The 13,934-nt window shown below is 68.2% G+C and carries 16 protein-coding genes; 6 read left to right on the top strand and 10 right to left on the bottom strand.

Translation table 11 applies throughout. The features are described from left to right. Positions 1–84 precede the first annotated feature (84 nt). Entirely contained in the window at positions 85–1,590 is a 1,506-nt protein-coding gene (locus tag ON04_RS14845; protein ID WP_010542429.1) for a sensor histidine kinase, read from the bottom strand. A 43-nt stretch (positions 1,591–1,633) separates the two neighbouring features. On the opposite strand from ON04_RS14845, the gene ON04_RS14840 reads away from it, so the two are divergent. Both ON04_RS14840 and ON04_RS14835 read left to right on the top strand, forming a co-directional pair. Next, a complete protein-coding gene (locus ON04_RS14840; protein ID WP_010542428.1) occupies positions 1,634–2,446 on the top strand; it encodes a PaaI family thioesterase in 813 nt (270 codons plus the stop codon). Between the two features lie 66 nt (positions 2,447–2,512). Beyond that, entirely contained in the window at positions 2,513–3,058 is a 546-nt protein-coding gene (locus tag ON04_RS14835; protein WP_010542427.1) for an NADPH-dependent FMN reductase, read from the top strand. Between the two features lie 80 nt (positions 3,059–3,138). On the opposite strand, the gene tpx is transcribed toward ON04_RS14835, so the two are convergent. Genes tpx through ON04_RS14820 form a run of 3 tightly spaced genes read right to left on the bottom strand, consistent with a single transcriptional unit; the run spans position 3,139 to position 5,341 of the window. Further along, on the bottom strand, positions 3,139–3,636 hold the full coding sequence (gene tpx / locus ON04_RS14830) for a thiol peroxidase (protein ID WP_010542426.1): 498 nt from the start codon (positions 3,634–3,636) through the stop codon (positions 3,139–3,141). 26 nt (positions 3,637–3,662) lie between these two features. Next, positions 3,663–4,544 (bottom strand): adenylate/guanylate cyclase domain-containing protein, encoded by an 882-nt coding sequence (locus tag ON04_RS14825; protein ID WP_010542425.1) that lies wholly within the window; start codon positions 4,542–4,544, stop codon positions 3,663–3,665. 29 nt (positions 4,545–4,573) lie between these two features. Then, a complete protein-coding gene (locus ON04_RS14820) occupies positions 4,574–5,341 on the bottom strand; it encodes a glucose 1-dehydrogenase (RefSeq protein ID WP_010542424.1) in 768 nt (255 codons plus the stop codon). 116 nt (positions 5,342–5,457) lie between these two features. Here ON04_RS14820 and ON04_RS14815 point away from each other — a divergent pair, with 116 nt between their 5' ends. Next, positions 5,458–7,254, top strand: a complete 1,797-nt coding sequence (locus tag ON04_RS14815) for a glycoside hydrolase family 15 protein (RefSeq protein WP_029458586.1) — start codon at positions 5,458–5,460, stop codon at positions 7,252–7,254. A gap of 12 nt (positions 7,255–7,266) precedes the next feature. Here ON04_RS14815 and ON04_RS14810 read toward each other — a convergent pair whose 3' ends face one another. After that, a complete protein-coding gene (locus ON04_RS14810; protein ID WP_010542422.1) occupies positions 7,267–7,905 on the bottom strand; it encodes a DNA-3-methyladenine glycosylase family protein in 639 nt (212 codons plus the stop codon). A 50-nt stretch (positions 7,906–7,955) separates the two neighbouring features. Here ON04_RS14810 and ON04_RS14805 point away from each other — a divergent pair, with 50 nt between their 5' ends. Both ON04_RS14805 and ON04_RS14800 read left to right on the top strand, forming a co-directional pair. Next, positions 7,956–8,588 carry a YdcF family protein gene (locus ON04_RS14805; RefSeq protein ID WP_010542421.1) on the top strand — a complete coding sequence of 211 codons (633 nt, stop codon included), beginning with the start codon at positions 7,956–7,958 and terminating at the stop codon, positions 8,586–8,588. Between the two features lie 85 nt (positions 8,589–8,673). Next, positions 8,674–9,690, top strand: a complete 1,017-nt coding sequence (locus ON04_RS14800; RefSeq protein ID WP_010542420.1) for a pirin family protein — start codon at positions 8,674–8,676, stop codon at positions 9,688–9,690. 31 nt (positions 9,691–9,721) lie between these two features. Here the strand turns inward: ON04_RS14800 and ON04_RS14795 are convergent, their stop codons facing one another. The 3 genes from ON04_RS14795 to ON04_RS14785 form a co-directional block, all read right to left on the bottom strand. Further along, on the bottom strand, positions 9,722–10,534 hold the full coding sequence (locus ON04_RS14795) for an alpha/beta fold hydrolase (protein ID WP_010542419.1): 813 nt from the start codon (positions 10,532–10,534) through the stop codon (positions 9,722–9,724). Beyond that, positions 10,531–11,064 (bottom strand): DUF2599 domain-containing protein, encoded by a 534-nt coding sequence (locus ON04_RS14790; RefSeq protein ID WP_010542418.1) that lies wholly within the window; start codon positions 11,062–11,064, stop codon positions 10,531–10,533. Before ON04_RS14790 ends, ON04_RS14795 begins: the two co-directional genes overlap by 4 nt. Positions 11,065–11,477: 413 nt before the next feature. After that, positions 11,478–12,047, bottom strand: coding sequence for a DUF1697 domain-containing protein (locus ON04_RS14785; RefSeq protein WP_050815380.1), 570 nt, complete (start codon positions 12,045–12,047; stop codon positions 11,478–11,480). Positions 12,048–12,095: 48 nt separating this feature from the next. On the opposite strand from ON04_RS14785, the gene ON04_RS14780 reads away from it, so the two are divergent. Next, a complete protein-coding gene (locus tag ON04_RS14780) occupies positions 12,096–12,536 on the top strand; it encodes an SRPBCC family protein (RefSeq protein ID WP_010542416.1) in 441 nt (146 codons plus the stop codon). Positions 12,537–12,539: 3 nt separating this feature from the next. Here the strand turns inward: ON04_RS14780 and aroD are convergent, their stop codons facing one another. Beyond that, positions 12,540–13,364: a type I 3-dehydroquinate dehydratase gene (gene aroD, locus ON04_RS14775; protein WP_010542415.1), complete on the bottom strand. Its 825-nt coding sequence runs from the start codon at positions 13,362–13,364 to the stop codon at positions 12,540–12,542. 37 nt (positions 13,365–13,401) lie between these two features. After that, positions 13,402–13,872, bottom strand: coding sequence for a DUF4262 domain-containing protein (locus ON04_RS14770; RefSeq protein ID WP_010542414.1), 471 nt, complete (start codon positions 13,870–13,872; stop codon positions 13,402–13,404). Positions 13,873–13,934: the final 62 nt, after the last annotated feature.

Here is a 13,934-nt window from a genome sequence, read left to right as displayed (position 1 = left end):
GTGCGGATGTTGGCAGGCGCGGGTGCGGATGCACGGGGAGTGGTCAGGCGGCGGGCTGCGGGGTCCGGCGGGGGCGATCCTCGGCTAGTCGTCGAAGTCGTCCGACAGTGCCTCGACGGGCAGCTCTACTACGAATCTCGCGCCGCCGCCGGGGGCGTCCTCGGTCCACACCGAGCCGCCGTGGGACCGGGTGATCTCGGCGACGATCGCCAGACCCAACCCGGACCCGCCCTTGCCCCGCGCGCGGTCGGCGTCGAGGCGCGCGAAGCGATCGAACACCGAGCTCCGCTGGGCGGGGGGAACGCCCTCGCCGTCGTCGTCGACCACTATCACCGCACGCGGCGCAGAGGGGTCCGAGCGATCAACCGTGAGCCCCAGCGACACCCGTCCGCGGGCATGGCGGCGCGCGTTGTCGACGAGATTGCGCACCACCCGCAGGAGCGCGTCGGGGTCGCCGACCAGGCGCGCAGGCTCCACGGAAACCGTCACCTCGAGGCGGCCCGCGTTTGCCGAACCGCTGCTGCCCACACCTGTCGACCCGCCGGCGCCCGAGCCTGCCGAACCGCCCGCACCCACCGCGCCGAGTCCCCGCACGCGTGCGGCCTCGGAGAGCACGATGTCGTCCAGGTCCACGTCGTCCAGGCGCAGGGGTTTGCCGCGCTCGTCGTTCTTGGCCAGCAGGAGCAGGTCCTCAACCATGGAGCGCATGCGCTGGACCTCGGGCAGGAGAAGATCGTCGACGGTCTCCACGTCGACGGGCGTACCGGAGGTGGAGGACAACTCGAGGATGGTGGACAGAGTGGACAAGGGGCTACGCAACTCATGGGAGGCGTCGCCCACAAAGGCGACCTGCGCGGTGCGGGTGGCGTCGAGGCGGGCGAGCATCGCATTCATGGTGCGGGCCAGGCGGGCGATCTCGTCCTCCCCGTCGGGGACCGGCACGCGCTCGCCGTGGCCGGACGCCGTGATCTCTGCCACGCGCGAACGGATCGCCTCGACGGGCCGCAGCGCCCGACCCATCGCGTTTTGGACGAACACGGCGGTGGCGAGGCCGGCGACCGGCACGAACGACAGGAACAGGAACGCGCCGGTGGCCAGGAGGGAGTCGTAGCGGTCGCTGTCAGTGGCCACGTCCACAGCAAAGGTCGTTCCGCGCACGCTCACGCCCACGGAGGTGACGCGCAGGTCCGCGCCGCCCGGGGACTTGAGTTGGCGTTGGAGGATCTCTCCGGCGGCGGGCGACGGCAGTACGGGCACGTTCTCGAGCCCGTGGGTGACCTGACCTGCCAGGATCTCGCGGGACGGGGTGATGATCCGCACCATGTCGACGTCCGAGAGAGGCTCAGAGACAAGGTCCAGCGCAGCCTGCGGGCCCCGGACAACGAGTTGCTCGGCCAGGTCGACCGCGCGATCGCGATCCGCGGAGTCGATGGCCCCGTGCACCGCGGAGCGCAACAGCAGCCACGCACCTCCGGCAGCCACCGCGAGCACCAGCATGACGATGGCGGTCGCGACCACGGTCGTGGCCACGCGCAACGGCCAGCGGCGGGGGTGGATGAGGACCTCGCGATTCAGGGGCACGCCTCCCATTGTGCGGTCCGGTGCCAACGAAGCAGCGTGTTAGCGTCGCCGGGTGAAACAGTCGCAGCATAACGGCCCGGAACCGAGGCTGGGGATCTCGTTCACCGAGTCCGGGGATGGCACGCTCAGTTGGCATCAGCCGATCGGAGACCAGTTCGTCGACCCCTCCGGCCGCTTTGCCACCGGCGGCCTCGCCGTGCTCGTGGATTCGGGCCTGGGTGCGGAGAACCACCGCCGACGGGCGAGCGGCATGTGGACCGTGACCACCGAACTCCGCATCGACATGCTGTCCCGCCCGGGGGCGGGGTCAACGGCCCTCGGCGTGCGCACGGACCACCTCGGTAATGACGGTCACTGCCTCACCACGAGGGGCGAGGTGCACGACGACGACGGCGAGGTCGTGGCAGCAGGCCTGGTCAAGACCGTGGGAATCGCAGGCGCGATCGACGCGGAAGGGTACGACGAGGAGCCGCCGTGGCCGGCCGCGCTCGAACCGGGCACCTTGGCAGAGGTCCTGTGTGTGTCGCTGGATTCGCGGGACGACGGCCCGGGCGGCACCCGGGCGGTGGAAGCCGTTGTGGCTCCGGAGCCCGCTTTGGCCAACCCGCTGGGCAATCTGCACGGTGGTGTGTTCGCGGCGGTCGCCGACATCGCGGGCGCCGCGGTGTTCCCGCACGAGCGGGAGGTCTCGTCGTCGTCGCTCGACGTGCGCTACATCCGGCAGATCCCGCTGGTCTCGCCGGTGACGGTGCGTGCGGAGGTGTTGCATGACGGGCGGAGTTGGGGCATCGCGCAGGCCACCACGCGGGACCAGCGGGGGCTGCTGTGCGCGGTGGCATCCGTCACGGTCTACGGACGTCGCTAGTTGATTGTCGTGTCAACCAAGTACGATCGGGAGTCGTAAGATTTCATCGGACGAGAGGGACGCGTAGTGAAGATCGGCATCATTCTGGGCAGCATCCGCAGGGAGAGCTCCGGGGAGTCGGTGGCCCGGTGGGTCGTGGAGCAGGCTGGATCTCGCACAGACGCCACCTACGAGTTGATCGATCTCAAGAGCTTCGACGTCCCGCTGCTCACCTCGGCCACAGTGCCGGGGGCGGCGAACAAAAAATACGACGACGAGCGCGTGACGCGCTGGAGCCAGGCCATCGACTCCTGCGACGCGTTTGTGTTTGTGACCCCCGAGTACAACCACGGCGTCCCGGGCGGACTCAAGAACGCCTTCGACTCCCTCGGCAGCGAGTGGGCCAACAAGGCCGTGGCGTTTGTCTCGTACGGCGCCGATGGCGGCGTGCGTGCGGTGGAACACTGGCGTCAGATAGTGGCCAACTTCCACATGTACGCCGTGCGCCAGCAGGTCTCGCTGAATCTCTTCCTCGAGTTCGGCCCGGACGGCGTCCAGCCGGCCGAGCGTCGCGGCGACGAGATCGCCGTCCTCTTTGATCAGCTCGAGGCGGCCGCGCGTCGCTTCGCGTGAGCTCACCGATTAGATAACTGCAGCGCCCCGCTTCTCCAGAGAGGCGGGGCGCTGCCGGTGTGAGCGCCTGGGTGCGCTGATCAGTTGAGTGCGGCCAGCGCTGAGTCGTAGTCCGGCTCGGTGGTGATCTCGTCGACGAGCTGGGTGTACACGACCTTGCCCTCGCCATCCAGGACGACGACAGAGCGGGCGAGCAGACCGGCCAGCGGCCCGTCGGTCATCTTGACGCCGTAATCGGTAGCGAAGTCGCTACGGAAGGTCGAGCCGGCCGAGACGTTCTCGATGCCCTCGGCGGCGCAGAAACGCTTGTGCGCGAACGGCAGGTCGGCGGAGACGTTGACGACAGTCGTGTTGTCGAGGCTTGCGGCCTTCTCGTTGAACGTGCGCACGGACTGGGCGCACACGCCCGTGTCGACGCTGGGGAAGATGTTGAGCACGACGCGCTGTCCGGCCAGCGACTCCGATGTGAGCTGTGACAGGTCGTCGCCGACCAGGTCGAACGCCGGGGCAGTGGAGCCGACGGCGGGGAGCTCGCCGGACGTGGTGACGGGATTGTTCTTGAATGCGGTGGTTGCCATATGTCCGTTCTACCGGACGCGGGCCTTCAGCGGGGGGTCGCGACGTGCACGGCGATCCCCTCGGGGACCCCTTTGACCTTGCCCGGACGAAAACTCCTCTTGGGGCGGGTGGACACCCGCGCGGGGTCGAGACCTGCGCGCGTGGTCTCGCTGACCAGGATTTCTCCCGCGCCGGCCTTCTCCCCGAGTCGGGCAGCGATGTTCACGTCCACCCCCAGGTAGTCATCCCCGATCCTGCGGGGGTGTCCCGTGTGTATCCCCACCCGCAGTTTCGGCCGCCAGCCGCCGACCTCGACCTCGGCGACCCCGCTCATGAGGTCCGTGACCGCGTTCAACGCCAGTTGCGGGGAAGGGAACACAGCCATGAGGCCGTCGCCGAGCCGTTTGACCACGGTGCCGCGGTGGGCCACTACCGCCGGCTCAGTTGCCGCGGCCACCCTGCGCAACAAATGTAGGGCCTCTTCGTCGCCGACGCGCAACGCCCAGTCGGAGAATCCGACGAGGTCTGTGAACACGATCGTCACCTCGCTACCGCCCTCGCCGCGCCCGGCGCGCTCCCGCAGTGAGTGCCACAGTTGTAGGCCTCCGAGTGTTACCTCGCGGGAGGCTGTGGGCTGCTCGTCGAACAACCGACCGGCGAGTCTGGCGATGGTCCCGGCGCCGTCCCGTCCTGCGGCGGAGAGCGGATCGCCGAATCCGGAATCCCCGGGGAGGGCCCGCCGTACATGGCGCAGGAAATCGACCGACGCGGGACTCCGGTTGGCCTCACGGGCGCTCGCGCCCACGCGGGCCGCCACCTGGCGGGTCCGGGCCCAGTAGCGGCTCGGAACAGACTGGGCGACGGGCGGCGCGGCAGGCCGGGCCGCGGGCTCCGACGGCTCGATCGGCCCTGGTGCGGTGGACATCATGGATCGAGTTTAAGTCGGATTGCCGGATATCAGAGGCCGACGCTGCCCTGCATGATGCCGCCGTCCGCGAAGACGGTCGTGGCGGTGAGGTAGCCCGCGGCCGATGTCGCGAGCATCGCGACGAGCTCACCGATCTCCTGCGGGCGGGCCATCCGACCGAGTGGGATCGAGTCCTCTAGAGCGGCCAACTTGTCCGGGTCGTCCATCGTCGAGCGGTTGATCGGGGTCGCCACGGCGCCCGGGCCCACGTTGATCATCCGGACACCCTTGTCCCCCAACTCCACGCCAGCGGTGCGGGTCAGCATGCGCAGTCCGCCCTTCGCCACGCAATAGGCGGTATTCCCCGGCATCGGCCACTCCTCGTGCACCGACGAGATGTTGATGATCAGTCCTTCGCGTTTGGCGTCGATGAAGTAGCGGGCGGCCGCCTGCGCGCCGAAGAACACGCTCTTCAGATTGACGTCCATCACCCGGTCGAAGTCCTCCACGGATGTCTCGAGCAGCGAGGTCCGAGTTTCCATGCCGGCATTGTTGACCAGGACGTCGAGGCCGCCGAAGGTGTCGACCGCCTTCCGGATCATCGCGTGCAGGTCGTCGGGCTTGGTGACATCGGCCTCCACGCCCACCGCCCGGCCGCCGAGATCCTCCACCTCCCGGGCGAGGCGTTCGGTCTCCTCCGGGTTGGCGATGTAGTCGATCACGATGTTGGCACCGGCGCGACCGGCGGCGCGGACGATCTCCGCGCCGATACCGCTGTTGCCTCCGGTGACGATCATTGTTCTGCCCTCGAGGGACATGCGGCCTCCTCCACCTTCGGGTGAGTTGCACGGTCGTCTCCGACCGTAATCCCCTCCGTGGTCGGGTGCATCCTGTTCTGAGCCCCGGCATCGGCGGGAGTGCCACACTCGAACTCATGTCGACCCTGATCGAGGACTACGCGTTCGTGAGCAACTGCCGTACCGGCGCACTCATCTCCCGCGACGGGAGCATCGACTGGTTGTGCGTCCCCCGACTCGACTCGGCCTCGGTGTTCGGCGCATTGCTGGGAAAAAGCGAGAACGGCCGGTGGCGCATCCGCCCCGTAGACGACCGGGCGGAGAGCACGAGGCGCTACCTCGACGACACGATGGTGCTCATCACCCGTTGGGAGACCGCAGACGGGGTGGCCGAGGTGCACGACTTCATGCCCATCGGCGGCGAGGGCCATCACGACCCCGGGCGCGTTGACCTCGTTCGGCGAATCGTGGGGATCAGTGGCGAGGTGCGGTTCCGGCAATCCCTGCGGATGCGCTTCGACTACTCGCGGGCCACGCCGTGGGTCCGCCAGACGGGAACACCGGAGCACCCCGAACTGCTCGCGATGGCCGGACCGGACGCGCTGGTAATCCGTGGTGCGGAACTGCGGGCCACCGACCGGGTGCACCGCGGAACCGTCACGGTGGCGGCCGGGCGGGCGGTCGATATGACGCTCACCTGGTTCCGGTCACACCGGTCCGCCCCCGCTGCCCTGGACGTCGACCGGACGATGGAGGCGACCCGACAGTGGTGGCAGAGCTGGGCGGACCGGATCCACCACGACGGTAAGCACAGGGACCAGGTCGTCCGGTCACTGGTGCTGCTGCGCGCGCTGACCAACCACCAGACCGGTGGCATCGCGGCGGCGGCCACCACGTCCCTTCCGGAGGAGTTCGGCGGCGCCCGGAACTGGGATTACAGGTACGTCTGGCTGCGCGACGTGGCGCTGACCCTCGAGACGATGATCGATCACGGATTTCTGTCCGTGGTGGATCACTGGCGCGAGTGGCTGCTGCGCGCGGTGGCGGGCGACCCCGCAGACCTGCAGATTATGTACGGACTGGCAGGTGAACGCGACCTCGCCGAGCGCGAGATGCAGAGTCTGCCCGGCTACGAGAATTCCGCTCCGGTACGGGTGGGCAACGGGGCGGTGGGGCAGTTCCAGGCCGACGTGGTGGGCGAGGTGATGGTGACGCTCTGCGCGGCCCGCGAGGCGGGGCTGGCCGAGTCGAAGTATTCCTGGGCCCTGCAGCGTGCCCTGGTCAGATATGTGACCGACAAATTCGAGAAACCAGATCAGGGCATTTGGGAGATCCGGGGCCGTGCCCAGATGTTCACCCAGTCCCGGGCCATGGTGTGGGCGACCTTCGACCGCGCGGTGCGAGCCGTCGAGGTGCACGGGCTGTCCGGCCCAGTGGACGAGTGGCGACGGCTCCGCGACCGCGCGAAGGCGGAGATCGACGAGAAGGGCGTCACCGACGGCCACTTCACGCAGCATTACAACACCACCGAAGTGGACGCCTCGCTATTGCTGCTCCCGCAGATCGGGTTCTGCGACCCGGACGATCCGCGGATGCTGGCGACCGTCGCCAAGATCGAACAGGATCTCATGCAGCAGGGACTGCTCCGGCGCTACCGGACCACCACCGGGGAGGACGGACTGCCCGGATCCGAGTACTCGTTCCTGGCGTGTTCGTTCTGGCTGGTCGAGCAGTACGCGTCCACCGGCCGGGCCGCGGACGCCGAGTCGCTCATGAACACGCTGTGTGCGCTGACCAACGACGTGGGGATGCTGTCCGAGGAGTACGACGTGGACGGTGCCCGCCACGCCGGCAACACCCCGCAGGCGTTGAGCCACCTGACACTGGTCCGGGCCGCGGACGCCCTCTCCAGGTCAGCGCCCAAGTGCCGGTAGGGCACGGGCCGGCTATCCCGCCTGGTCCACCGCGCGCCACAGGTACCAGGACGCCACCGACCGGTACGGGGCCCAAGCCTGCGACCGCTCGAGCATGAGCGCGGGAGAGGCCTTCTCGGACAGTCCCAGGACCCGCTCCAGACCACGACGGACCCCGACATCCGCCACCGGGAACACATCGGGCCTGTCCAACAAAAAGATCAGCAGCATCTCCACGGTCCATCGGCCTATCCCGCGGACCGCGGTCAGGGAGGTGATGACCTTGTCGTCGTCGTACTTCCTCAACTCCGGGAGGGTGGGTATCCGCCCGGTCTCCACAGCATCGGCCAGGTCGCGCAGGGACGCCACCTTGGGGCGGGAGATGCCGCACGCGCGTAACTCCTCATCGGACAGGGCCGCGACCAGCGCCGGATCGAGTTGGGAGCCGCTCGTCGCCCGCTCGCGCAGACGCCCCGAGATCGTCGCCGCGGCTTTGACCGACAGTTGCTGTGACATGACCGAGCCGGCCAGACGGTCGAACAATGTGTGTGGTCCGGCATCCGGCGCTGGGGTCAGTGTGCAGGGCCCTGCTGCGTCGATGAAGTCGCGAAGCTGCGCATCGGCCCCACGGAGATGCCTGACGGCGACCTCCCTGTCGTATCCTGCGTGCATAGCGTGGACGCTACGCGTGTCACGAATGTGCTTGGGAGAGGACCGATATCGTGGGAATCAAACAGAAGCGGATGGCGGCCGTCGTCGCCACCGCAGCGCTCGCTCTGGGGCTCGGGGCGGGGAGCGCGTCCGCCGGGTCGGCCGAGATGCCCTCGGGAGTCGCGCTGTACAGCGGTGCCACCATGCTCGGCTGCCAGGCGGTGGAACAGGCATTGTTGCCGATTTGCGGAGACCTCGAGGTGGACTCCACGGAGGATCCCGCGATCCTCACACTCAACCCCTTCACCACCGACATCGTGATCCTGGGCGCCGGCTTGACCCCGGACGGCGGCATCCAGCCGGTACTCGAGGAGCGCCTGCGGACCGGTCTGCGGTTGGCCCGCGAGTACCCCACCGCGCGCGTCATCGTCACCGGCGGGATGCCAAAGAACGGTCGGACCGAGGCGCGCGCGATGGGCGACTGGCTGCGCGGCGCCGGCCTTCCGGGATTCCGAGTCACTGAGGAAGGGCTGTCGACGTCGACCGTCCAGAACGCTCAGAACACCGATCGAATCTTCCGTGACCGGGGAACCACAGGCGCCGTGGTGGTGACCAATGACTTCCACCTCAAGCGTGCCGTGCTGAACTTCCGACAGGCCGTCGACGGACGCATCCCCGTAACCGGGGTGGTGGCGCGGGGTTAGATCCCCCACACCTGGCGGAACAAAGTCTCGAGGCCGACAGTTGACTGACATGACAGCAATTATCTGCTCTCCATAGGAGGAACCCGTGTCCGCCATCCGACAGGTAGTGCCTCTCCAGAACCAGTGGCCGGGCGTCGACCCGTTCATCTTCGCCGTCCACCATGACGACGAGTTCCCCGCCGCGGACGGTGAGACCATGCGCCCCTCGGTCTCACTCGAGGGGCGTGACATTGGTCAGGACTTCTCCGGCAAAGACGGCTGGTCGATGTACCACGGGGACACTGTCCCGGGCTTTCCTCAGCACCCGCACCGGGGATTCGAGACCGTCACCGTGGTGCTCGAGGGGCTGATCGACCACTCCGACTCACTCGGTGCCGCGGCCCGCTTCGGCGACGGCGACACCCAGTGGCTCACCGCCGGATCGGGCATCTCCCACTCCGAGATGCTGCCGCTCATCCACTCCGACCGCCCCAACCCGACGGAGTTCTTCCAGATCTGGCTCAACCTCGCCCCCGAGGACAAACTCGCCGACGCGCACTTCGACATGTTCTGGGGAGAGGACACACCCCACGTGGTCCGGGGTTCCGAGGGCGCCGCGGCCCGATTTCGAGTGATCGCCGGCGAGGTCGACGGGGTGCGCGCGCTCGACCCGCCGCCGCGCTCGTGGGCGGCGCGCCCGGAAAACCACCTGGCCATCTGGATCGTCACACTCGACCCCGGCGTGAGCACCGAACTGCCGGGTTTCGATCCCTCGGCCAACCGCATCCTCTACAACTACGGGGGCCTGCTCACCGTGGATGGGCAGCAGCTCGGCTACGACGCCGCAGTCCTGGAGCCCGAGCCGGTGACGGTGACCGCGGGCGACGACGGCGCCGCGTTCCTCATTCTCCAGGGCCGGCCCATCGGTGCACCCGTTGTCCAGCACGGGCCGTTTGTCGGAAACACCCGCGAGGACATCGTGAACGCCATGGAGGACTACAGCTCGGGAGTCTTCGGCACCTGGACCTTGCCCAGCAATGGACCGGTCCACGCATACGGCGAAACCCGGTTCGCCCGCTACCCCGACGGGACCGAGAAGCGCCCCCGGACAGCCGAGGTGTGACGGGCTGAGGCGCCGAGCTGTCGACGCCGGGTCACTTCGTAGTGCGCGTCGCCGATGTCACGAAGTCGGCCACGACTCGCGGCCACGCGGCCACATCGGCCGGTGTGCGCGCGATCTCGAGCCGAATGTCGGGCAACAGTTCCGCCAGCTCCTGGGCCACCTCCAACGGATGGGCGGGGTCGCCGGGCCAGGCCAGCAGCAGCACCGGCATCGCCAACCGAGCCACCTGTCCGCGTGACGGCAGGTCAGTGGAGGCCGCCCCCCGGAACGCCGCCGGTAGCCACTCGTCTGCCACATCGGGTGGCAGGAACGGGCGGTCCGGATCGATCGCCGGCGAGGTGGGTGGACGCCTGGTCAGCTCCGACCACCGGGCCACGCCCCATCGCTCCACCTGCCGCGCGCCCAACTCGTAGACCTGCGACTGCTCGGCACGCCACTGCCACACGGTTGGCGGAATTCCCAGTGTGAGCGAGGCGAACCGTTCCGGTTCTGCCACTGCGGCGGTGAGCAGGGTGGCCGCCCCCATCGACGCACCCACCCCGTGTACGGCCAGGCCGGGGAACGTTTGATCCAGCAGTCTCATGAGGTCCCGGGCCAGCGCCGGCCAGGTATAGGCGGCGGGGTCGGTGGATCCCGGTGACCTGCCATGACCGCGCGCGTCGTAGCGCAGCACCTGTAGACCGTCACGGCCCGCCGTGAGATCAAGGCCCCGCAGTTCGTCGCGAGACCGGCTCGAGGACAGTCCGTGCAATTGCACCACCGGCACGCCGGAACCGCGGAGATCGTGGGCGAGAGCGGGTTCGTTCCCGCCGGCCCGGGAGTCTGGCGATCTCGTCGTCGTCATACCTCCGGACCTCCCGGGTTGCAGCCTTCCACCAGCATCTGGTCCGCCGTCACCACCGGGCGCCACGGCTCGACGTTCCACGTGGGCTTGTCCGGCTCGAGGATCCGCGCCCACGTCCAATGACAGTCGAACTGCTCCCACATCCCGGGGACATCCGCGTCGGGGTGGAGGCGCAGCACCTCCTGCCAGGCGACAGTCGAGTCTGACGTATCCCAGGCGCGGCGTCCGGCCGGGGTCGGCGAGATCTTGAGCGTGCGCCCGTAGTCCGAGTCCGCCCAGGCTGCCGACGCGATGAACGGCGGCGCGGGGGGAGCCAGAGGCGACGTTGGGGTCGCACGCGGCGCTACGGTCGCGCGCGCTGACGGTACCGCCGTCAGCGACGATGACGACGACGGCGCCGAAGCCGAAGCCGAAGCCGCGTCCGCGTCCGCGGATCCGTCGGACTTGGCGTCCGAGCACCCGGCCATCATCGTCGCTATCACCAGCGTGGCAGCTGCGGCACGAGTGCGAGTGAGCAGGCGGTGGTGCATCGGGGGCAGTCTGCCACGACCCCGCCCGCCGGCGCGCGTCGCGAACTCGGGAGACGAATGGGGGTTGCGTGCGTACAGTTCTGGCGGGATCCTGTTCTCTATCAGGGAACCCGGTGACGACGGAGAGTCTGCGTCCCGGCCCCGTCAGAAGGAGTGTGACAGATGCCCGCGTTCGACTTGAACCAGATGCAGGCCGTGTGGGACGGAATCTTCCCGGCGATCTTCGGGCCCTTGGCGGCGTTCGTCGACACCCTCGGCGCCTCCGTCCAGGGCCCCTGATCGCCGACGCGTAGCGGACCCTCGCCGCACTCCGCGGCTCCGACGGTTTCGTTTTGTCGTTGCCACTGCCAAGATCCGCCGAGATTTTCGCAGTGGCAACGGCAAAATTGTTGCGGGGGTGAGGCGGGCTGAGGTCAGCCCACGGCGAGGATCCGGCGGACCGTGTTGAGGTTTCGCGTGGTCAGACGGCTGCGATATTCGCGCTGGTCGAGCACCTTCCCGGCTGCGGAACTCAGCGTGGAGCCGCGCGGTACCCGCCAATACACGCACCCGGGGCCCGGCGCCACGGACTCCGTGCCACCGGGTTCGATCGCGTCGTGCATCCGGGTGATGATTTTGCTCGACACGTCCGGATCGTCGGAGAACACCAGGTAGTCGTGGTGTTCGTCGAGGCTCTCGAAGGGGTATTCAGCCGCGGCCATGTCGAGTTGGTTGCGGTCGATAACCAGCACGAGCGCGTTGTACCCGAAACGCTTCGCGTACGCGGGTTCAAGGGCAGCCCGCAGTTCGCTGCCGCCGCGCGGGTCGGTGACCACGATGTTCCCGGTCGCCAACACCGTCGCGACCTCGGCGCATCCGGCGTCGGTGGTGCACGCCCGGAGGTCCGCCATCGCGATCCGGGCACCCTTGCCGACGTTGATGCCGCGTAGCAGCACCACCCGTCGCTCTGCGCTGGTGCTTGCGGGGGTTCGGGGTGGGCTCATGCTCCGATTCTCACCTCACCTGCTGCCCTGCGGGGTAACTTTTCCGGCATGGCAGTTTCTGTGCAGTCCGTGATCACCATCGAGGCGGGAATCCCCGAGATTATGGAGGTTCTGGCGGACGTTAGGTCCCTGGTCGACTGGTCTGACGCGCACCGCGCGGTGGAGGTCCGCGAAGCGGACGACGACGGATGGCCCATCCTCGTGTGGGAGAAGATCTCGCAGTTCGGCGTCGCTGACGAGATGGTGGTGCGCTACGAGTGGTACGACGGCGAGGTGACCTGGTCACTCGTGGAGAGCGGAAGTCAGAAGCTGCAGAACGCGCGCTACACGCTCGAGGACAACGGCGACGGCACCACCAAAGTGACCTTTGACCTCGAGGTTGACCTGAAGATCAAGCTCCCCGGGATGGTGGTCAAGAAGGCACAGAAGCACATCGCGGAGCTGGCCACCAAGGGCCTGCGTACCGAGGTCCTGCGCCGGTACGGCTAGAACTCAGTCGGCTAATCGCGACCTTAGTGCCGGGGAGGCCAGCAGGTCGAGTGCGGCCCGAACCCCGGCTGCGGGAAGTTGGCCGGGGGCCGAGGACTCGCCCAGGGTGGCGAAGGTGGCCGCAGACCCGAATACTCCGCCTCCGATGCGGGTAACGGCTCCGAGTGCGCCCATGGACACGGTGATCAGCGGGATCCCGGCCGCTTGATAGCGCTGTTCCGTAGCGGCAACGAGCGTTACCACGTCGGCCGCGGACCGGGGCATCACGGCGATCTTGGCCACGTCAGCCCCCGCGTCCTCCATGGCTTCCAGTCGCGCGACGATCTCCGAGGCTGTGGGGGTCGCGTCGAAGTCGTGGTTGGATGCCACCACTGGCGTGCCGTGGCTATGGGCCGACTTGATCGCGCGCCCCGCCAGCGGATGACGGTATTCCACGTCCACGGCATCGGCCAGCCCGGAGCCGGTGAGCGCGGCGAGGAGTTCTACGTAGTTCTCGACCGCGATATCCGCCGAGCCGCCCTCGGCGGTGGTCCGGAAGGTCACGAGAACCGGAGTGGCTGGCAGAAGTTCGGTGAGCCGGGCCAGCGCGGTCACCGCCGGGGCGGGATCCGTGCAGCCCCCGGCGGTGAACGGCTCGTAGAGATCGACACGCCACTCGACCAGGTCGACAAGCGGTCGCCCCGCCGGTGCGCCACCTATCGCAGTAGCCCCCGCGAGTGTGGCCCCTAATTCCGTGGCCTGTCGGTCCAATCCAGCCGCGTCACGCGCTGTGACCGGCACGACGATCGACGGAGAAGTCGCATCCAGGACGAACTCGTGTCGGGGCATGCTTAGACACTACGACGGCGTCCGGCCGCTCGGGACCTCAGCTACACCACTTGCACGGGCATGGCCGGCGGGCGGGGATGAGCTCCAGTGCGGACAGTTCGCCGATCCGGGAGCCGCGGTAGTACCGCTGAGCCCACCGCAGCGAATGGGACGGATGACGGACCGGTACGAGTTCCCACGTGGGGCCGCCGGAGCCTTCGCACAGAAGATGGCCCGCGTCGAACACTTGCCCGGCGAGAACGGTGGTCCCCCAGCGGTCAAGCAACGCGGCCGTTTCCTGGGCCGACAACCCGCGTACGAGCAGTTCTGGTTGCCCGAGTTCTGTAAGTCCGATGGTGTATCCGAACCTCTGGTCAGGTGGGAGGGGGGCGGCTGCGCAGGTTGTGCAGCTGCATGATTCGCCCACATGTACGACGTTGAATCCGAAGCGGTCGATGGCGGAGGCCACCTCTGCCATGTCGCCCGGGACGGCGGTGGCGGGGCGGACCGGAATGACTGAGGGGGACATGGGGATCTCCTTGTGCGAATTTGTTCGAGCCTGCGCTCGGTATCGAACAGGTGCTCGATATG

The sequence above is a fragment of the Dietzia alimentaria 72 genome, assembly GCF_000226215.1.
Lineage (GTDB): Bacteria > Actinomycetota > Actinomycetes > Mycobacteriales > Mycobacteriaceae > Dietzia > Dietzia alimentaria.
Note: the sequence above shows the minus strand (reverse complement) of the source record. Positions and strands in the feature narration are given on the sequence as shown.

Excerpts from the sequence above, each read along its gene's own strand:
- ON04_RS14780 (WP_010542416.1), top strand. The coding sequence starts at position 12,096 with ATGGCAGTTTCTGTGCAGTCCGTGATCACCATCGAGGCGGGAATCCCC.
- ON04_RS14790 (WP_010542418.1), bottom strand. The coding sequence starts at position 11,064 with ATGCACCACCGCCTGCTCACTCGCACTCGTGCCGCAGCTGCCACGCTG.
- ON04_RS14820 (WP_010542424.1), bottom strand. The coding sequence starts at position 5,341 with ATGTCCCTCGAGGGCAGAACAATGATCGTCACCGGAGGCAACAGCGGT.
- aroD (WP_010542415.1), bottom strand. The coding sequence starts at position 13,364 with ATGCCCCGACACGAGTTCGTCCTGGATGCGACTTCTCCGTCGATCGTC.
- ON04_RS14825 (WP_010542425.1), bottom strand. The coding sequence starts at position 4,544 with ATGATGTCCACCGCACCAGGGCCGATCGAGCCGTCGGAGCCCGCGGCC.
- ON04_RS14795 (WP_010542419.1), bottom strand. The coding sequence starts at position 10,534 with ATGACGACGACGAGATCGCCAGACTCCCGGGCCGGCGGGAACGAACCC.
- ON04_RS14845 (WP_010542429.1), bottom strand. The coding sequence starts at position 1,590 with ATGGGAGGCGTGCCCCTGAATCGCGAGGTCCTCATCCACCCCCGCCGC.
- ON04_RS14785 (WP_050815380.1), bottom strand. The coding sequence starts at position 12,047 with ATGAGCCCACCCCGAACCCCCGCAAGCACCAGCGCAGAGCGACGGGTG.
- tpx (WP_010542426.1), bottom strand. The coding sequence starts at position 3,636 with ATGGCAACCACCGCATTCAAGAACAATCCCGTCACCACGTCCGGCGAG.
- ON04_RS14770 (WP_010542414.1), bottom strand. The coding sequence starts at position 13,872 with ATGTCCCCCTCAGTCATTCCGGTCCGCCCCGCCACCGCCGTCCCGGGC.
- ON04_RS14810 (WP_010542422.1), bottom strand. The coding sequence starts at position 7,905 with ATGCACGCAGGATACGACAGGGAGGTCGCCGTCAGGCATCTCCGTGGG.
- ON04_RS14815 (WP_029458586.1), top strand. The coding sequence starts at position 5,458 with ATGTCGACCCTGATCGAGGACTACGCGTTCGTGAGCAACTGCCGTACC.